This is a genomic window from Methanosphaera sp., from assembly GCF_016282985.1.
In the GTDB taxonomy this organism is placed as follows: domain Archaea; phylum Methanobacteriota; class Methanobacteria; order Methanobacteriales; family Methanobacteriaceae; genus Methanosphaera.
Window position 1 is genome coordinate 1 of the sequence record NZ_JAEELZ010000145.1, and the last position, 20396, is coordinate 20396.

The window sequence follows — 20396 nt, forward strand, 5'->3', positions numbered from 1 at the left end:
ACTAATGTTGAAAGTTATTACTCAAATACTTCATAAGTAAAATATAACAGTTACCTAATATAATACTATTATTATCCAATAAACGTGTTGGAGGAAAACATAAAATGGATAACAATAATGAAAACAAAAATAAGAAAATTATAGGTGGATGCTGTCTCCTCATAATTATAATATTTGCATTTGCAATGTTCACAGGAAACAACACCACTCATGAAAACACAACAGAAAAAGAACCAATAACAGTAAAAGAATTAGACTTCGACAGGTACGGATTAGCATTCGACACCAGCTTATACGGTTGGATAGATGGAACAGACTCCAACGGTAAAGGACATAACTTTTACGTAACCAAAGACCAGATGGCAGGATTATATTATGGTAGTGGTAAAACATTTGACTTCCCTGATGGTTTAGTCATTACATATCATAATGTTCATGATGGTACTGAAACTGGTAATGATGTTGTGGATCATATTTACTGGCCTAATGGTACTGAGATTAGTCCTGTTGGTGGTGAGGATAGTGATGTCTTTGCTGCTAATAGTGTTAGTATTGGTAAGCAGTTTAAGGTTTGTGCTGAAGATTTTGGTATGACTGTTAGTGAAAGTGCAGGTTATTAATTATTCTTCTTCTTTTCTTTTTTTTATCGAAATGTTTAATTATTTTTATGTGCAATGTTATATTGTGGTTATGATTATATATTTATTTTTTTTATGGAAAAATGATGTGTAGTCTATCATATATTTAAATTATATTATCATATAATGTGTGTGGGGATGGAGATATTTCGTTTTTATTATATGATGTCTTCATCCCCCCATTTTTTTATTGAAATCCTATTTTTTGTACTGGCATATATAGATGTCGTATACTATTTTTTGTATGTTTTCATTATTTTGTTTTTGTCAAACAGTATATTGAGGACTTTCATAATGAACTCCAATTCAGTCCATGAACATAATAGAGTAACAAAAGTATGTCCTGAATGCAGGGGTAACATATTCACCTACGATGATACTCATGCAGAATTATGCTGTGACCAATGTGGACTTGTACTATTGGCTCCAAGTGTTTATGGGTTGGATTTCCCTGGGTTCTTGTTAATTCCTCGTAAAAAAAATTACCATTTAGGGATTAAATTCTCTGATAAATCAATATCTTTTTTGGTAAGTTATAATTTGAATAAATAAAGTTATTAATATAATTTCTATTAAATGACTCCTGATATAGAGGGGATGGGATTCAGTAAGATGATGATTATTCTGTTACAACAAAAAAGTTAAGATATGATACCATAAAATGTTGGCGTGGAAGTAAAAAAAAAATATAGGGAATTGTAGTTCAATATACCACTAAAAAAAATATTCAAAATGTTAATATATGAACGCATGTAATAAACTTGTAGATATGGGAAAGTTTTCCTCCCAGAAAAATTGTTAAATTATTTCTATGAAGAAATCATTGTATAATAATAATTGTTTTTACATCTGATTTTTTTTAGTATGACATTTTTATTTCGTAATAAATTATCAAATTTTAATTAATATATTCATTTAGAAGTTATTCATTTAGTGAAAAGAAATATATCATTTCCAAATAATTGTAGACGCTGTGATTATTGTGTACTATTAATTTATTTTACTATTAGATAATCAAGGGAAAAAGCTGGTACTCCTCGGATAGTATTAGTACATTGTTAAATATAATAATATTGCTCCTTAATGCGTGTTATATATTAAGTATTTTTTTTTGGATTCACCATAAAAAAATAATAATTACCTATAAAATTCATTTATTTTATTAATAAAAAATTTTTTCTTTCTTTATAATACCAAAAGGATTCCACACCAGAAATAAGTATGTTGTAACAGAATATATCCTTTCATTTAGGTATGAGGTTCTGAAAGGAAACTAATATAGTAATTGGTATGCTATGGATGTCGAAGTGAAGAGAGTATTATTGTTTTCTATATTAAAAGAATTAGTGGGTTCGATTCCCACCAGAACCAATCTGAGTACTCAAAAACATTTTAAAAATTACTATGAATTTTTTTGATTATTGATTAATGCAAAGCAATGGGGAACATACTATCCTGTGAGTATGAGTACTCCTCACAAATAGTATTCCCTTATTATAAAACTATGATTATGAACATGTTGATGAAAGGGTTAGATAACAGTATAAAAAAAATATTATTTATTAAAAAATTATCAAATAATTTGTATGAATAATTTATTATAAAATTTTTATAAAAATTCTATTCTAATAAATATCTTATATTATTCCTGGTTCGATTCCAGGCATCAACAATTTTTTACCCATAAAAAACAAAAACCTATTTTTTCTCATAAAAAAAAAACTGAAGAGTACACTTCCAAAATGTAATAATAAAATTTGGAGGTGAACAAAAGAATGCACACAGACAATCAAACAATAATAATATTATTTCTCGGAGTAGCATTACTCGTAAGTTTATACCTTGGAACAACACAATTCACAGAATTCATACTAGGCATCTTTGGAGGTATATTCATGCAAAAAACAATGACAGAAAAACAAGAAGAAACACTAACACAATATTACCAAGATAAGTATGAAAAACAAGAAGAAGAAGAAGATGAAGGAGTTGGAAGTGATGTGCAATGAAAAAGCACAAGAAACACATGAAGAATACCGATTCCTAGAATACAGAATAGATCAACTAGAAAAAAACATCACACAAAGCATACAAAAAAATGAAGAAGAACAAAAAAACAATTACACAGAAATAATGAAAATGCTACAAGTCATGCAAGAAGGAAACAACAAACAAAACGAACAACTAATCTCACTAAACCAACGATTAAACGGCATGGAAGAAAAACTCAAATGCATAGAAAAATTAAAAGAAGCAGCAACCAAAAACAGTACAAGAATAACAGAATTAGAACGTAGAATAGACGTCTACAAACAACTATTATTCGTGATAGGTACTGGAGTAGCAGTAGCATTAATTGTTGAATTTGTAAAATTCGTATAAATCAATCTCCACCATATAAAACAAACAAAAAATGAGGTAAAGATTAAAATGACAAAAACAATCGAAGAATTAACAGAAAACAAACAATTACTATTGAATGCAATAGACATACTTGACACAATAACAGAAGAAGAAAATGAAGGAATAAAAAGAACCGATGAAGACTTCAAATGCTTTGAAACATGGAGTACTACAGATGTAAAAAATGAACTACAAAGCAAAATCGGTGAAATAGATGTGTTAATAGAAAACCTAAACAAAACAACAACAGAAAAAGAAACAGATGAAGAAGAGGAAGAGGAAGAAGAAACAACACAAGAAGAATAAAAAAAAAACAGAAGGGGTTGAACAAAAACAATGATAACAATCACAATAACAGACAAACACATAACCTGTGCAAAAGACATCATCAACCTAAAAAACAACATAACAACACTATTCCAAACAAACAACATAACAATCGAACACAACCACGAAAAAAAACAATACATCATAAAACTAGAAAACATAACAATACCAACAAACTAAACACCCAAAATATACTATTTCTATAAAAACAACTATTTAAAACCATTAAAAAAAACAACAATTCAGTAACAAAATAGAGGGGGGTTGAATGACAAAAGAAAACAACATTTATGAAAGATACATAAATGAAAACGGAAAAAAAGAATCAGAATCCTGCCATAGAATATTCCACAAATACTATTGTCAAACAAATCCAACCCCAACATACAATGAACTAGCAAAACTATCAGGATATGCACCATCAACATGCCACAGATGGATTTCAGAATTCGACTTCTTAAAAAGAAAAGAACAAATCATAGCACACCAAGAAGAAGAAAAAAACAACGCAATCAAAAAAGCAAACGGCAGAATAGCAGGACTACTAGCAGAAATAGAAGAAATACATGTAGAATCACACAAAGCAGTAATCCAAGATACAAGAAACAGACAGGACATACTATCAAACTTACCAACCAATGACAAAACAAGAATACAACTACACAAAGAAGAACAAGAACACAACAAAAGCTGGAACCAACTACTCGAAGGACTAGAAAAAACCAACAACTTCGATGACTACATGAAAGAAGCAGCACAGGACACAACAGTAATCAACGAACTACTAGAAAGAGTAGAAGACAGAAGAACCAACAACAGTCTAAACACTACACAAAAACTAGAAGAGGAATACAAAGATGAAGAGTATTAACGAACCAAAACAATACAAACACACAGAATACCCTTCAGACTCACTAGTAGACTGGTTCAATCACATACACTACTACACATACAAACCACTTAAATGGCAAATACCATTATTTCAAGTATTAGACTATGCAGTACAAGGCAAAGTCAGTAGGATAATGATAAGTGCACCACCACAACATGGAAAAACAGAATTGCTTGTAAACACATTCATCAGTTACTACATGGTAAACAATCCACAGGATAAAGTAATAGTAACAGCTTATAGTGAATCAAGAGCAACCAAGTATGGAAGTAGAATAAGAGATATAATAAAAGAATTTGGTAAAGATACCCTAACAAAACCACAACTAAAACAGGACTATCAAAGAAAAACCAACTTCCTATTTGAACACCCCTACGATGGAGAACTATTAGCTGCTGGAGCACATGGTGCAATAATGGGTAACCCTGCAAACCTCATACTAATTGATGATCCAATCAAAGAAATAAAAGATGCCAGAAGTCCAACACTTCAGGAAGACCTTGAAGACTGGTATGATACAAGTATCGATACAAGATTAAGAAAACGATACAGAGTACATAAAAAAGCATTACCACCAATCATAATAGTAGTAGCTCAAAGATTAGATGTACGTGACCTTCAAGGAATACTACTTGAAAAAGAACCTAACATAGATGGTAAAGAAGCAATGGAAATCCTAAGAAGTGGAGGAAGCATAAATCCTAACACATGGGTAAACATGAACTTCCCAGCACTAAGTGAAGGAAGTGATGTAGACATACTATGCAGACCAAAAGATACACCATTATGGAGCAAACACAAAAACTATGAGGACCTACTGGCAGACCGTAGAAGAAGAGGTACACAAAGATTTAATATGATAATGCAAGGACACCCTACCAACGAAAATGATTATCAGTTCAAACATGAATGGTTCTACAATGACACAGACTACAATGATGAAAATCTTACATGTACAATAGATTATAATGATGTTGATCTATTACTACCAACTGGCAGATTCTGGGATTTAGCTGCACATACTAAAAAGAAGAAAAGACAAAGACAAACAAAAACGGATTACTATGCAGGTACATTGGCAAGTATGGATTATACCAATGACTGCCTGTATATTCATCATCTTGAAAGAAGTAAAAGAGATGTGAGAGAAGTAAACAGGATAATAAGAACAGTTCTTGTTAATGATGGAAATAATGTTTTCACACATATTGAACAAGAACCTGGAAGTATGCCATTACTGTTTATTGATAACTTACAATCAGAGTATCCTACTCATACAATTTCAAGTTATAGTCCACGTGAGGATAAAATGTATAGGTCATATGAATTAAAACGATTGGCAGAGAATGGTTGTTTAAAGTTTGTGGTACATCCTCATGGTAGTAGGGAATGGATTCATACAGCTATCAAAGAATTAGAAAACTTTGATGGTGAAGATAGTGATGCAAACAAAGGTAAACATGATGATATAGTAGACAGTTTCAGTAGTGCTGCAAACTACTTCAAACTAAACAGGATATTATACACCCCATATTAAACTAATTTTTTTGGAGGTTGAAGACAATTATAAATGAAGATATACCAGAGTTATTAGATGAAGAACCAACAGTAACATATCTTGATGATGTAGAACCAATACATCGTAGTGATATGAGTGCTGACAGTTTCATCGTAACAAGTGATAAAGACAAAAATTTATACATAGAAAAAGATGGAGCATTCAAAAGCTTATATGACCATGAAATACAATTCACGGAAAGTGCACAACAAAAAGAAACACAGTATGGTTTACAATGGAAAACACCTGCATATCCTAGTACATTCATCACATTTCTTACACGTAACAATTGGGTGTTCAGGCAATGTGCAGAACGTGTTGCCAATGACTGTGTAAAGAATGGTTTTGATATTGTAAGTCGTAGTGGTATTGAAACAGATGAAGATATTGATGCAAAGCAGGAAGTATTGGACTGGTTCAATCGTATGCCTATCAGTATTACAAAAACTGTGAAGAGCAGTATTTATAATTATGAAACTGGGGGTAATGCTGGAATAGAAATAATTCGTGATGATGGATTGGATAGTGGAGTACAATACTTGAAAAAGTTTGACACTGATAATGTAAAACTATGTTCAGATAGTAAACGTATTGTACAAACAATAAATGGTCAAGATACATTCTTTATCATATATGGTACAAACTATAAGAATGGTAAGAAGCAATACCTGGACCGTGAAACAGGTAAATGGAGTAACACACCATTACCAAAAGATGTTGAAGCACATGAAGTAATATGGTTCTATCGTGATGACAGAGGAGCAAACGAATATGGAATACCACAGATAGCTCCAGGAATGAAGATAATAGAGATGGAGATAGGCAGACAGAATTACATTATTGACTTCTTCATTAACTTTGGTATGCCTGCATGGGTAGTAACTATTACTGGAACATTTTATGATGAAGAAAGTAAAAGGTACTTACAAGATGGAAGTTTAAATCCTGCATTTGACCCTACAAAAACATTACGGTATAAGATAGGTAAACAGATACAGGAAATTATTGATGGTGGCCGTCATGGTGCTATTGTTATGAGCTTCCCTACTGGTAGTGGACAGAATCCTGTTAATGTAACTATTACTCCACTTGCTACTGATGTTAAAGAAGCAAGTTTCAGAGGATTAAAAGAAGATAATGGTGAAGACCTTTGTGGTATGATGGGTGTTGATCCAAACTTGATACTTCGCAGTAAAACTGGTGCCATGGGTAATAATGCTATGGACAGTACATTACTGGCTCATAATGATAATAAGGTGAAACCTACTCAGTCCATGATAGCTAATGAGATTACAAGATTATTACTCTTTGAGAACAAGTCTACTTTTGAACATGATGTAAGTAATTTACGGTTTAAGTTATTAGATTATATTGAACAGAATATTACGGAAGGTGTTCAAAGGGATGCAGACCTTGTATTGAAAGGTTTGATGAAAGCTCGTGAATTCCAAGCTAAATATAGTAAGGCACTTGGTATTAGTAGTGATAGTGAAGAACCATTACTTGATGAATACTGTATACAGGGTGTACCTATTACCAGTATTGCTGGTGCAAGTGATGAAGAATTAGACTTGTTACAAGAAAGAGTAGTTAAGGCTGGTGTAGACTTTGAACGTAAACGTAGAAACATACATGCTGCTAAAAAGCGTGCAGGTAAAGGAAGATTATCTGTTATCAAGGAAGCAATTAGAGGATGAAAAGATTGCTGAGGTAAATCTGAAACATGACCTTATGTCCTGGTTTGATGATGTGTTAAATGTTATCTTATCTTGTATTCGTGATGAAAAGCAGGATGATATACTGTACTTGTTTCAGGTAGAGAATATTATAAAAAATCATAAGCAGGATTACCTGGACATTGTAGCTGATGATGTTCAGGACTTTTATATTACTCATAGTGAAAATGTTGAAGCAAGAATTAATAATAAGGTTGCACGTAAACAATTGGATAATACCTTGTTACTTGTTGCTGCTAAGGATGATAATCTTGATGAATGGTTATACTCTGATATTACTAGTGAAGAGTTAAGTGAAAAGATCAAGAAAAAGTTACGGTACAATAATAATGTGCAAAGTACACTTAACAAGTATTTGAATAGATATAACTTTAATGGATTAAAACCATCTGACCTTGGATATTATGAATTACTTGAATATGAGATAGATGAAGCAGTAATAGAATACATGAGCAATAATGTTTTTACTGCAAGTGAATCTACACTACAAAGAGTAACACAGAAAGTGTATGATATTATCAAGGAAGCATATGCAGAAGAAGGTGAGGGTACTTATGCTGTAGCAGACCGTATACAGGAAATGTTCAATGACTTGAAAGATTTTGAAGCTGAAAGGATTGCACGGACTGAAACCTTGAAAGCTCAGAGTAGTGCAAACCATAACAGGTTAGTGAATAATCCTAATGTGGAATATGTTCAATGGCTTGCTACTGATGATGAAAGAGTAAGAGACAGTCATGCAGAGGTTGATGGTGAAATTACCTTTGCAGATGGTACTGGTATGTATAGTAATGGATTAAGGTATCCTGGAGATACTAGTGGCGATATTGAGGAATGGATTAACTGTCGTTGTGATGAAGTTGCTTATATTCCTGAGGTTGGACTTGTTCCTCCACCTGGTGCTACCAGTTGGTATGAAGATGAAATGTTGTTTGATGATAGTTTGGAGATTCCTGAAGTTTACGTGGAGATGGATGATTATCTTGCTAGTTATTGGTAGGAGTGTATTGTTATGTTGTATGATGATGTGTTTCGTGTAACTAAAGCTTTTTTTAGTATTGTTGATTGTGGTAACTGTAATAATCATGATGATAAGATGGCTTGTGATTATTGTAGTAATCACTGTGAACATAATTTGTTATGGAATGTTGATGATAATCATGCACATTTATTTACAAAAGAAATTATTAAATTAGTGAAAGAACATGAAACAGATATTTAAATTAATTGGTGATTGTAGAATAATTGTACACTTGAATAATGATGTAAAAAAAGAGTGTGTTAATCTACATCAAGCAATATTATATGCAAGAAGAAAGTGATTACATGAGTGATGGATATTATGAATACAGGTTACATGAAATAAACGAAATACTTGATAGTGGCATAGGAAATGTTAATCCTGAAATAGCAGAGTTACTACAAAAGGAAAGAAAACAAATACTTCATGAGTTAAGACATACTGAAAGTTTACCTACTGATATAATGTAGGTAATTATTATTAATTCTTTTTTTTTAGATGCTTAGGAAAATCTTTTAAAAACTTTAAAGGAGACTAAGACATACATACGTTTATTAATATAGTGGGTTCAATTCCCACCCTAAGCAATAAGAGTACTCACATTTTTAAATTCAACGATGAGAAATATTTATTGTGTTATATTTATACAAAAAAACAGATTATCCCTTTTGAATGTAGTTTTGAGTACTCACTACATGAAGAAGGGAAAATTTATACTGGCATATTAATGAAGTGAAAATACGATAATTAAAAATCTAGTGGGGGATTAATATTCTCCACAACAACGCCAGTATGATTAATTAAACAATAATGTGAATCAAAAATAAAAAAAAATAGTACAAAAATAAAAATGGTTGTTAGCTAGACAGTAGCAAATAACACCAATGTTATTGGGTGGTGCAAATCCACCAACAACCTCAACCCCTTCAACTCCAATCATTCTTACTTTTAATTAATTTTAATCCAATCATTTTTATCAAAAATAATGTAACAATAATTAGAACCGATAGTAATACTTTGTAACCTAATATTAAAATAATTAACCCCATAAAGGAGGTGGTACACATCACCAGTAGAACAGTATTAGGTCCAATTCTTGTTCCATACACGCCAGACTGTGATTACAATAATGGTGAAGAATTATTAAGCTATGAAAAAATAGAAGCTTTAAAACAAAGTTTCAAAAACTACAACATCATTGATTATCAACACCAGTTCACAGATGAAAAAGGATCATACTACATGACAAACATCGGAAAACCATTACGGTTATTCTACAATGATGATAACATGGAGTTTGAAGATGTAACAGGAACAACAGTAACAGTACCACCACGTACACTATGGCTAGAAAGTGAAATCACCGATGAACAAGCAATAAAGGAAATCGATGAAAAACAACTTGTAGCATATAGTGTAACCGTAAGTGAAAAAAGTGATGCAAATACTGTTATGGAGATCTATAACAAGCTAATCACAAAAACTGCACAGAAAGAAGACATAGACCATAATGTAATACAGGAAATCAATAAGAAGCTAAGTGCAAAAAGAACACTTATCAAAGACATTGAAGACCCTGTACTGTTAACAACCAGTCTAGTCAAATTTCCATGTGTAAACAAAGCTAAATTCTGTAAACGGTCATTAATCCAAACAGAAGAAATAAAGGAAAGTGATAAAATGGCAGAACAAAAAAAAGATGATGCTAACACAACATTCATTAACAGCATAAAAGATGCAGTTAAACAATTCAGACAATCAACACCAACAGAAACTGAAACTGAAGAAACTATCACAAACAGTACATTACAAGAAGATGTACAAACAATGATAGAAGAACAAGTTGGAGCATTAAAAGAAGAAATCAATGCAGAAATGAAAAAAGAACATGAAGAAGTAATATCTGCAATCAAAGATTTAAGAACTGCACCAGTCATCACAGATGAAGATAAAGCAGTAACACAACCTCCAAAAGAACCAGTAACAGAAACTGAAGAAGAAGTTGTTGATGAAGAAAAAGAACCTGAAGAAGAGGAAGAAGTAGAAGAAACAGAAACCAAAAAGAAAACTTCAGGAAGAGGTGGAAAATCCAAAAAAGAAGATATTCCACTAAGACAAGCAGAACCATCTGCACAACAAAGTAGAAAAAGTGCAAAAATAACAGGAGATGAACCAAAAATGACAGTAAAAAGAGATGAATTTTCAGTAATATATGATGCAGTTAAAAACAATATGAGTATGAAAGGCTTAACCACAGACAGCATTAACTATGATGCAACAGGATTAAGACCATACGATCACAACTTCATAAACTTCCTTGATGACCCTATCCTCCAAAATGCTTACAAAGCAAGTTTCACCATTGATGAAACCAATACAAGAAAAGCAATTCTTAACACTAACCTTTTCACAACCTATGTAACAAAACTTATCCAAAGTGAACCATTACTTGAAGATGCAACATACCAAACAGGTATTCATGGTAAAGGACACATCTACGGATTAGATGATACCATTGCAACAGAAGATGGAGCATTACCTGAACACTTCTACTTCGATAAAGATACTGCAGTACAAGAAGCAACTCTTGAAGATAAAGAAATTGAAACATACCCACAAAGAGTTAAAATCAACGTATCCGACAGACAAAGACTCGCAAACGTGTATGGTGATGACCTTGTAAACATACTTCTTGAAAGAGCAATGGCTAGACTCAGACAAGGTGTAGCAGTAGCAAGATTCTACGGTAATGCATCAGCAGCTAATAGTGTAGACCTCCAATACAGAAGACAAGATGGATACCTTAAATCTGCAGGTCAACAATTAACCAGTAGTGATGTAAACCTTGATAAAATTACTGACCTCTTTGATGCAATGTTCTATGCATTACCTGAGGAAGCTCAAATTGAAAGTGAATGTGTATTTTATGTACCAACCAATGTAAGAAGAGCTTACAGTAGTTACTTCCTTGACAAAGCAGCTGACAGAGCTATTGACTTTGTAGGTCAGAAAGCACCATTATATTGGGGAGATGCTCCAATTAAAGTATCACCAACTCTTAACAATAAACCTATGCGTGATGCACTTGATGGTGGTAATGTAAGTGTACTCTTAACCAAACCAGCTAATACTCATTTTGTTGTTGGTCGTGAAGCAGGTATTGAACCTAAACGTTATGCAGAAACTAGTTCAGATGCATTCTATGCAACTATGGATACTGCTAATGCTTACAGTATTGATGATTATGCAGTAAGATTAACTTTAACTGCTGAAGAATATGCAAGTCTTATCGGTGGAGAATAGACTGAAAGGAATATAATAATTAAATCCTTTTCTTTTATTACATTTTTTTTTTTAATCTAAAACTGTTATATGGAGGGAACAAAATAAAATGATAACTTATTGTACAATTGAAGATGTAAAAGACATCAGTAGAGTTACACATAAAAAGCTAGGGCTTGATAAAACAACTGAAGCTGATAAATTAGATGAAATCCTAACCAAATGGATTTATGAAGCAAGTGCATTAATCAATGATTACACGAACAATCCATTAACAGAATCAGAGCTTGAAGCTGAAGGCACCAAATACTATGTGTACAAGAATGTTAGTAGCAGGATTGTTGCTAATATGTGTGCTCTTGCAAGTGCCTACAAAAGTCATAGTGTAGTTAAAGTAAATGACTGGACTATCAAAACAGTACCTAGTGAAATATTTCCTGTAACAATGAAACAAGAACTGGGAAATTACAAAAGTGAAATAACAGAAAGTAGTCTAGGATTTGGAGTACTCGCAGTAACTGGTAGAAGAGGAATTACAGATGAAGATAGAAATACGATTGGCTGAACAGAGTAAACTGTTCAAAAACCAACCTGAAAAAGTAGTCAGTACATTCCTAAGCTTATCAAGTGAAGAACTAACCAGTCAAATAAAAAAGAAAACACCAGTAGATACTGGAAAACTAAGAGGCAGTTGGACTCCAAAACTAACTAAAGACAGACTTGTAGTACAAAACACTAGGAATTATGCATTGTTCGTAGAAAAAGGTACTGGTATCTTTGCAACAGAAGGAAGACATAGAATCTTCCCAAAAACTGCACAGGCAATGCATGCTAAGATTGATGGTGAAGACATCTTCTTTACAAACAGTAGAGGTCAACCAGGTAGACACATGGCAGAAGATGGGTTTATGGAGTATAGAAAGAAAATACCAAACCTATTCAGAACAAGCTTAATAAGACAAAGTGGAGGTAAACAAGCATGACAGGATATTATGTAGATATGGAAACACCATTACAAAGAATACCCCAAAAGTTTAGTGAATGGATAACAAGCGAAATCTGTGAAAACGGATTACTTGAAGAAATAGACCAATATTGTCAGACTTTCAGAACTGAAGGAAGTGTACTCAGTTATGAGATATGGGTAAAAAAGGAAGACTGGAAAATAGAAGGTCAAACATTCACAAAAGGAGGTAGTTATGCTACAATAGAATATCCATTCACAGTAGCTATAATAGTTGACATGACTGATGAAGATACCAGTGAAAACAAGGCAATACAACTTCAAGCAAAAACAATCATGAGTATCATGAAAAACTATACTCCAACCATATTTGACAGTATTGATGATGGATTCATAAACTACTTCACAATTAGTGATGGTTATAATGATGGATCATTGAATGCTATTAACAGAGAAGATGATGTAATAATAAAAGGATTTTATATTACTTTCAATATTGACATTCACTGGCTTGAATGTTATTACAGATATGAACAACAATTAACGGAGGCAGATGATAATGGTTAATTATGTAGGTATAGTGTATGAAGATGCAGGAGATGCATATGGTACAGACCAGTTCAAGAAAAACAAAAGTCCTGCATACTATATACATGATGATGGACATAGTCCAGACCTTAATGTACAAGATTTTGATGAAGAAGATACAAGAAATGGACTTGATGAATTCAGGAATGGATATTTTGAACCTGAAGGTGACCTTTCACTATCTGCACATACAAGTAGTCTTCCTACTATTCTTTATGGTGTTATGGGATTGTACAAGTACAATAGTAACATAGAAACTGCAAGTGATGGTACTAAACTTAACATTCATGAATTTTGGATTGGGGATAAGTTTGAAAGACCAGCATTTAGTGGAGATTTCACTAGTGGAGATTTTCTACTGAAAAGAGTGTTTGGTGGATTGTTTGACAGTATGGAATGGGATGCAAATCTTAACAAAACAAAGATTGACTTGTCAATGATTTATAAGACTGAATCTATTAAACAGATTTCATTGGAAAGTTATCGTAGTAATTTCTCAATGCTTAAAGCAATACCACTTGTAGGGTATGATTATACTGTTCAGATTGGTGATGAAAACGATGACATTAACACGACAAGTAACTGTTTCAATGACTTTAAACTAACAATAGAAAACAATCATCAAACTGGTGATGATGCTCGATGCCTTGGCAGTATCAGTTACGGTTTCAAACCTAACATGGAAAGTTGTAATATAGAAGCAGAAGCAGTAACAAAGTTCAACAGAAGAAACTATGAATTCATCATAGGTGCAATGCATAATGAGTACAATCCTAACAGTGGAGGATGGAACAGTCCTGCACCATGTAAAGAGTTTACTAAGAAAGTTACCGTAAAAGCTCAGAGTTGTGTTGACCCTGATGAATATGTTTTAATGGTTTTCCCAAAATGTAGAATTACTGTTGACCCTATTGAGGCAGATAGTAATGTTCTTGAAGCTACTTTGAAGATTAAACCATTCAATACTGAAAGTGTAACACTCAGTAACAACATGGTTAAAACTACTCCATTATATATTAAGGTAGTTACCAGAGCTACTCGTGTTGCACCTGACATTATAGAGTAGTTACTATTGGGTTATTAATTTATAAAAAGTTATTTCTTTTTTATCACCACCATTCAATTTTTTTTTATAGTACATAAACAAATTATATTTTTTTTGGAGGTTTTACATTTGAGTTTTCAAAATATTAGACAATTAGCAAAAGGAACTGCAACCATCACCGTGGAAGGTGTATCTGAAGAAGTAAAATTACTGACAGTCCGTCAACGTGAAACATATGATGGAATGGTAAATGAAGGATTTGGAACAGTACGTACAAATCTAGGTCGCAACAGTCAACAAGAAGCAAACATGAACATTAAGAAAGTGACTGAAGCAAGCAACCGTGCAGACCATTACCTCATACAATGTTCTTATCCTGAAGAAGAGATTACTGAAGAAAGCATTGATGAATTATACAGTATATACCCAGTTCTTGTAAAGGAACTAAAACGTGTAAACGGTATTATTGATACTGATGATGAAGCAGTGATTAATGCTTTACAAAATAAAACTGAAAACGAAATAAAAAAGCAGTAGAATCTCCAGAAGGGATACACCTTGCACATATGGAATTCATAGGATACCATGTGTTCAATGAAGACTACAAGGAACTTACTCCTGATCAGGCAGTATTCATTGATTATGGTGTTATGAAAGTGTATAGTGATATGTTAGGTGGAGATGAAAAAAGTCAGAAAGATATTCAGAAAGCACGGAGGAGGAGCAGACATTTTAGACATTAAATTGTTGTAAAATGGACTGTATCCTCCTATTTTTTTTAGGTATATAATTTTACAATTTATTATTAATTAAATATGGAGGTGGTTTATCGTGGTAAGTACAGAAACACTACAAGTAATCATTAATGCTAAAGACATGTTATCAGAGAAGATAAGACAAGTGAACAATACCATTAATCAAACTGGTAGTGTAGCAAACAGTAGTAGTGCACAGGCAACAAGTGCTACAAGCAGAATGGGAAGTGCATATGATGCTCTAAAAACAAGAGTCAGCAATGCATTCAACAGTATCAAAAACACTATAAGAAATAGTACAGCTGTTCAAACAATTAATGAATCAAGGCTTGCACAACCATTCCTTAATGCTGCAGAAAAAATAAAAAGCAAATGGCAAACCACGATGCAACAGATAAAAAGTGCAACAGGTGTACTGTCAAACATGAATGTGGGAACAGGACAGATAAGTAATGCAGGACTTGCAACACTTAACGGTCAAATAGCAAGTACCACATCAAAAACAAGTTTACTCGGCAATGCTCTTATAAAAGTGGGTAATGTAGTAAACACTGTTGGAACAAAAGGAAAAACAGCTTTCACCAATTTCCAAACAGGAATAAGTAATGCTAAAAATAAGCTTACAAACCTTGCAAGTGGACTTAGTGGAGTACAAAGTGCTATTATGAGTGCATTTGCAGTAGTTGGTGTAACAAGCTTGAAAAGTTTCATAATTGATAGTGCAATAGCACGTGAAAAAGTAAATGCTGTAACTCAAAGTGTAACTGGTAGTGCAGAAGCATTCAAAAGAGCACAAAGCAGTATAAAAAGTGCAGTAGCAGGAACAACACTTGGATATAACAACATGGCTACAGCTGTTAACAATGTAGCACTTCGTTTCCATGTTGCTGGAGATGCAGTAAGTAAACTACCTGGTCCTATGGCTAAGGTTGGTATTATGGCTCAGGCTATGGGAAAAAGTAGTCAAGAAGCTGCAAGTATAATGGAACATGCCTTTGATGGACTTCAAGGAAAATGGAGAAGTCTTAAACAGATAGGTATTACAGAGGCAGACTTAAAAGCTGCAGGTTGGAGTGGTGCTGCAAATGATATTGAAGGATATGCAGCAGCATTGGATAAGGTACTTGAAAAGAATCCTAAGTTTAAAGAATTTACCAATACATTTGAGTATCAATGGGAATCATTCAAGATGAGTATTAAAGGTGTTGGTACAGAGATTGGAATGTTTTTACTTCCTATACTGAAAACAGTACTTGGTTGGATATCTGACCTTAGTAAGCAACATCCTTGGCTCTTAAAGATTGCTGTTGTTATAGGTGTTGTAGTACTGGCATTAAGTAGTATTGCAACTGTTATACTTCCAATTATTCAACTGATTGAAGCTATAAAAGCTATTACTGCAGTTACTGCAATTTGGAATGCAGTTCTTGCTTTGAACCCTATTACCATAGTAGTGGTTGCAATAGTTGCACTTATTGCAGTACTGGTTTACTTGTATTATACTAATGAAGATGTGAGAAATGCAGTTGATGGTTTTGTACAGTTTATTCAAACAAGTGTTATTGGTGCATGGAACAGTCTTTGTGAAGCTATAGGTAATGCTTGGAACTGGCTCGTAGGTATTGGTGAATATGTTAGTGGCGTGTTCATGAGTGCTTGGACTAGTTTCTGGGAATTTATTAACAGTATCATATTAATCTTCCAGAATTTTGGATCATACCTTGAACTGTTGTATAACAATTTCATGTTATGGCTTGGAAGCATTATCTTATACTTATGGAATTGGGCAGTATCATTGTATAACACATTCATAGTTACTGCAAGTAATGCTGTTACTGGTTTCGTGTTATGGATTGCTAGTTTGCCTGGTCAGGTATGGGCTTGGCTTATGGTAGTGTTACAGAATGTATGGAATTGGGGTCAACAAGTTGTTAGTAACTTCATCACTACAGCTACTAATGCAGTTAATGGTTTCATTCAATGGGTAAGTAGTCTTCCAGGTAAGTTTTGGACTTGGTTACTTAACACGTTAAACAAGATTAATACATGGCGTTCACAGATAGTTGACAAAATGAAGGAAACAGCTAAGAAGATGGTTGATGACTTTATTGAATGGATTAAAAAGCTTCCTAGTAAGTTTGGTGAATGGTTATCTAAGATAAAAGATGAAATTCGTAACAGAAGAGGAGCATTAGTAAGTGCTATAATTCAGTTAGGTTGGGATTTACTTAATGATTTCAAGAATGCATTACTTGGTAGTATTACTGGTAGTGCTTATGTGGAAGATGCTGTAACTTATCAGGTTGGTAGTATGGCACAGGCTTATCTTGATAATGCTTATCGTGTAGCTGATGCTGCTTCAATGGTAGGAAGAACAGCTATTGAAGCATTTAATGAAACTGGTGCAAACAGTATTCTTGCCAGTGCTGTTACTTCAAGCAGAAATGAAATTGGATATAGTGTTAGTAGCAAACTTCAGGATGAAACAAGGATACGAAATAATGAGAATAAACTTCTTAGTGATATTTTGGATCATCTTACTACTGGTGAACCTGTTGAGGTAGTGAATAAGGGTACTGTTGAAGTTAAGTATGCCTTGGATGTTAATGGACTTCCTAATGATGTTGATGAAGAAAGAGTTGCTCAGTTGGTTACTGATGCTATTACTGATAAGGAAGTTATCAGGCAGATTGTTACCAGTCCTGTTTTCCAGAGATTTGATGAACGTACTAAGAATAAGTTGTTGAATGAATTAAGAAGACATATATAATACTTTTTGGAGGTGAAAAGATAATATGACAAGAAAAGAGATGAAACCTACAAAAGCAAGATTGCTGGGTAATATTTTACCTAATTATACTAAGCTGATGCAAAGTACTGAGTATGAGGATTTTATCGTGGAAAGAACGGAAGGTGCTAAACTCACTTATAAGGAAATTGTGAATGGTACTAGTATGGATTTAAACTTTGATAGTGTTTACACAGAATTAAGTGTTGGTGCATGGGATGTTCTTTGTGGTGACCCTTGTACTATATCACTGGCTCTTGAGGGTAATTCTGCACCGTTAGCAAATGAACCAGTAACTCTTAAGGTTGATGGCAGAGTTTACAAGCTTGTAACTGATGATGATGGTCACATACTTTTCACGGATTATGTAGTGAATACTGTTAAAGAGAACATACTTGTTGAAGCAACATACCTTGGAAACACTAGTAAAAAGTATGCTCCTTGTAATGGAAGTGCATTGTATTCTGTTAATAAAATACTTACAAGTTTTTCTGTGGATAATGTGAGTGGTAACACTAATGAAGAAGTACTTCTTTCATATTCCTTAGAAGATTATATGCATGGACTTATTCCTAAATCAGGGGTTATTAGACTTAAAAATCCAGATGGTGTTGTTATTCAAACATATACTATAACGGGTGGTTTACCTGATATTTATGTTAATATAGCTGATGCAGGAACATATACTTATTCTTTAGAGTATGATGGTTTAGGAGTATATGAAGATAATGTTTCATACTTTGTTGTAACTACTGCTAAGAAATCTGCATCAATAATTGTTCAATCTACTGCTACTGGTAGTATTGGTCAACAGTCTAGTGTGCCTGTGAGGGTGGAGTATAATGGTCAGAATATTAGGCAGGGTACTATTCGTGTTAAGCAGGGTAGTACTGTTGTTGATGAATTTGCTCTTAACAGTAGAACTAGTATTCGTATTACTCCTACAAGCATGGGAAGCAAAGTGTACACAGTAGAGTATGTGGATGCAGAATACCTCGCCAATAGCAAGTCATTTACTTTAACGGTTGATAAAGAACCAGTAACATTCACAGTAGAGGGAAACACAATCACTTACAGTTACCTGTATGATGTTGAACCTGAAGGTTTACGTATTTCCATGAAGGGTAGTTACACTAATACTACAGTCACATCAGGTACTGTGTCATTGTACATGTTACATGAAGAATCTGGTATTGATGAATGTATTGGTGAGTTCGATTGTGATGATTACATGTATGGTGGTGTAATGGAGTTAATGTTCACAGATTTAGACCTTACTGCTTTGAAGTCTGCTACACTGGATAACAGTGTTTGTTTCTTTAATACTTATACTCTACGGTTGGAGTATAGTCCTGCTAGTCAGTCTAATTACCTGTATTCTGAGGATGTGAAAGAATTTGTATCCATAGAATCAAGACAGAAAAACCTCGAGTTAGATGTAGATGTATATCTGAACACCACCACTACTGCTGCTGGTAAGACTTATCGTATTGATTTTTCGAATACTGCCTGGCCTAAGGTATGTAACTTCGGACTACTACCAATAAATTCAAAGATATATATGGGTTCAACCGCGTCTACTTATTGGGTTCCTCGACAAGAGGGTGGAGTATGGGGTGTAGGATACTCCGTGCAAATGAGAATTAATGGAGGAACACTAAGAGACATATCCTCAACAATACGTGGTGACTCTGTAACAGGGAATACTGGAGTATTACTGAGTAGTTTAAATATTGATTCTAATACGTTCCATGTTGGAGATACTGTTGAGATAATACACTCATACTCCAAAGGATTCTTCAAAGAAATGGGAACAGACACAAACATCGGAGCACAACTAATACTAAAATTCCAAGTAACCAGTCATGGTACAGGAGCTACATACCCAGAAATGCCAGTAACAATACCACCACTAACAAATTGGACTTATGCACTGCCAAGTAGTGGTTCAACATCCAACCCAGTAACGCCAACAATAACAGATGGCAAGTTATTACCAGGTCGACAATACTTTGTATACTACAATGAAGCACTACCAAGCATAAGAACACAATACTCATTACGGATAGAAGTATCCTTCACCAGAGCATATCAACGTTTCAGACTAGGTAGAGTAGTATGGACTAATGATAAAGTGAACATGATAGGAGTAAACGTGCAACTAAGTGATTATGTGGATTCATCACAATGGGGTCATGATTACACACACCTTATAGATGTAAAAGTCCTTGATAAGGTAGCATACGTGTACATTGATGGAACATATACTGGAGTAAGCTATGACATGAACAGTATCAGTGATGATGTATACTTTGGATTCTATGGTAGTGCAAGAGAATACTTCACAGTACATAGCATACAATACTATGGACTACTGGGAATAACAAGTGCACCATAAC

Annotated in this window: 21 protein-coding genes; all 21 read left to right on the forward strand. The window is 33.6% G+C overall.

What is annotated here, in order from left to right; translation table 11 throughout:
• Positions 1-104: 104 nt before the first annotated feature.
• The 21 genes from QZZ11_RS08795 (at position 105) to QZZ11_RS08895 (ending at position 20395) form a co-directional block, all read left to right on the forward strand.
• Positions 105-620: a hypothetical protein gene (locus tag QZZ11_RS08795; RefSeq protein WP_292475412.1), complete on the forward strand. Its 516-nt coding sequence runs from the start codon at positions 105-107 to the stop codon at positions 618-620.
• 312 nt (positions 621-932) lie between these two features.
• On the forward strand, positions 933-1190 hold the full coding sequence (locus tag QZZ11_RS08800) for a hypothetical protein (RefSeq protein WP_292475414.1): 258 nt from the start codon (positions 933-935) through the stop codon (positions 1188-1190).
• A 1223-nt stretch (positions 1191-2413) separates the two neighbouring features.
• Positions 2414-2647, forward strand: coding sequence for a hypothetical protein (locus QZZ11_RS08805; RefSeq protein ID WP_292475416.1), 234 nt, complete (start codon positions 2414-2416; stop codon positions 2645-2647).
• On the forward strand, positions 2637-3020 hold the full coding sequence (locus QZZ11_RS08810; protein ID WP_292475418.1) for a hypothetical protein: 384 nt from the start codon (positions 2637-2639) through the stop codon (positions 3018-3020). Before QZZ11_RS08805 ends, QZZ11_RS08810 begins: the two co-directional genes overlap by 11 nt.
• Before the next feature lie 48 nt (positions 3021-3068).
• Entirely contained in the window at positions 3069-3347 is a 279-nt protein-coding gene (locus QZZ11_RS08815; protein ID WP_292475420.1) for a hypothetical protein, read from the forward strand.
• Between the two features lie 30 nt (positions 3348-3377).
• Positions 3378-3548: a hypothetical protein gene (locus tag QZZ11_RS08820; protein ID WP_292475422.1), complete on the forward strand. Its 171-nt coding sequence runs from the start codon at positions 3378-3380 to the stop codon at positions 3546-3548.
• A gap of 88 nt (positions 3549-3636) precedes the next feature.
• Positions 3637-4239: a hypothetical protein gene (locus QZZ11_RS08825; RefSeq protein WP_292475424.1), complete on the forward strand. Its 603-nt coding sequence runs from the start codon at positions 3637-3639 to the stop codon at positions 4237-4239.
• On the forward strand, positions 4226-5797 hold the full coding sequence (locus QZZ11_RS08830; RefSeq protein ID WP_292475425.1) for a terminase family protein: 1572 nt from the start codon (positions 4226-4228) through the stop codon (positions 5795-5797). Before QZZ11_RS08825 ends, QZZ11_RS08830 begins: the two co-directional genes overlap by 14 nt.
• A gap of 17 nt (positions 5798-5814) precedes the next feature.
• Positions 5815-7515 (forward strand): phage portal protein, encoded by a 1701-nt coding sequence (locus tag QZZ11_RS08835; protein ID WP_292475427.1) that lies wholly within the window; start codon positions 5815-5817, stop codon positions 7513-7515.
• Positions 7427-8554, forward strand: coding sequence for a phage minor head protein (locus QZZ11_RS08840; RefSeq protein ID WP_292475430.1), 1128 nt, complete (start codon positions 7427-7429; stop codon positions 8552-8554). The genes QZZ11_RS08835 and QZZ11_RS08840 overlap by 89 nt, the downstream gene beginning before the upstream one ends.
• Positions 8555-8566: 12 nt before the next feature.
• Positions 8567-8776: a hypothetical protein gene (locus tag QZZ11_RS08845; RefSeq protein WP_292475432.1), complete on the forward strand. Its 210-nt coding sequence runs from the start codon at positions 8567-8569 to the stop codon at positions 8774-8776.
• Between the two features lie 83 nt (positions 8777-8859).
• Positions 8860-9045 carry a hypothetical protein gene (locus QZZ11_RS08850; protein WP_292475435.1) on the forward strand — a complete coding sequence of 62 codons (186 nt, stop codon included), beginning with the start codon at positions 8860-8862 and terminating at the stop codon, positions 9043-9045.
• Positions 9046-9631: 586 nt separating this feature from the next.
• Positions 9632-11878, forward strand: coding sequence for a hypothetical protein (locus QZZ11_RS08855; RefSeq protein WP_292475436.1), 2247 nt, complete (start codon positions 9632-9634; stop codon positions 11876-11878).
• An 88-nt stretch (positions 11879-11966) separates the two neighbouring features.
• Positions 11967-12422 carry a hypothetical protein gene (locus QZZ11_RS08860; RefSeq protein ID WP_292475438.1) on the forward strand — a complete coding sequence of 152 codons (456 nt, stop codon included), beginning with the start codon at positions 11967-11969 and terminating at the stop codon, positions 12420-12422.
• Positions 12397-12840, forward strand: a complete 444-nt coding sequence (locus tag QZZ11_RS08865; RefSeq protein WP_292475441.1) for an HK97 gp10 family phage protein — start codon at positions 12397-12399, stop codon at positions 12838-12840. The genes QZZ11_RS08860 and QZZ11_RS08865 overlap by 26 nt, the downstream gene beginning before the upstream one ends.
• Positions 12837-13388: a hypothetical protein gene (locus tag QZZ11_RS08870; RefSeq protein WP_292475443.1), complete on the forward strand. Its 552-nt coding sequence runs from the start codon at positions 12837-12839 to the stop codon at positions 13386-13388. The genes QZZ11_RS08865 and QZZ11_RS08870 overlap by 4 nt, the downstream gene beginning before the upstream one ends.
• Positions 13381-14475 carry a hypothetical protein gene (locus QZZ11_RS08875; RefSeq protein WP_292475445.1) on the forward strand — a complete coding sequence of 365 codons (1095 nt, stop codon included), beginning with the start codon at positions 13381-13383 and terminating at the stop codon, positions 14473-14475. Before QZZ11_RS08870 ends, QZZ11_RS08875 begins: the two co-directional genes overlap by 8 nt.
• 108 nt (positions 14476-14583) lie before the next feature.
• Positions 14584-14991, forward strand: coding sequence for a hypothetical protein (locus QZZ11_RS08880; protein ID WP_292475446.1), 408 nt, complete (start codon positions 14584-14586; stop codon positions 14989-14991).
• 29 nt (positions 14992-15020) lie between these two features.
• A complete protein-coding gene (locus QZZ11_RS08885; RefSeq protein ID WP_292475448.1) occupies positions 15021-15197 on the forward strand; it encodes a hypothetical protein in 177 nt (58 codons plus the stop codon).
• A gap of 88 nt (positions 15198-15285) precedes the next feature.
• Positions 15286-17979 carry a hypothetical protein gene (locus QZZ11_RS08890; RefSeq protein ID WP_292475450.1) on the forward strand — a complete coding sequence of 898 codons (2694 nt, stop codon included), beginning with the start codon at positions 15286-15288 and terminating at the stop codon, positions 17977-17979.
• Between the two features lie 25 nt (positions 17980-18004).
• Positions 18005-20395 (forward strand): hypothetical protein, encoded by a 2391-nt coding sequence (locus QZZ11_RS08895; protein WP_292475451.1) that lies wholly within the window; start codon positions 18005-18007, stop codon positions 20393-20395.
• Position 20396 lies beyond the last annotated feature (1 nt).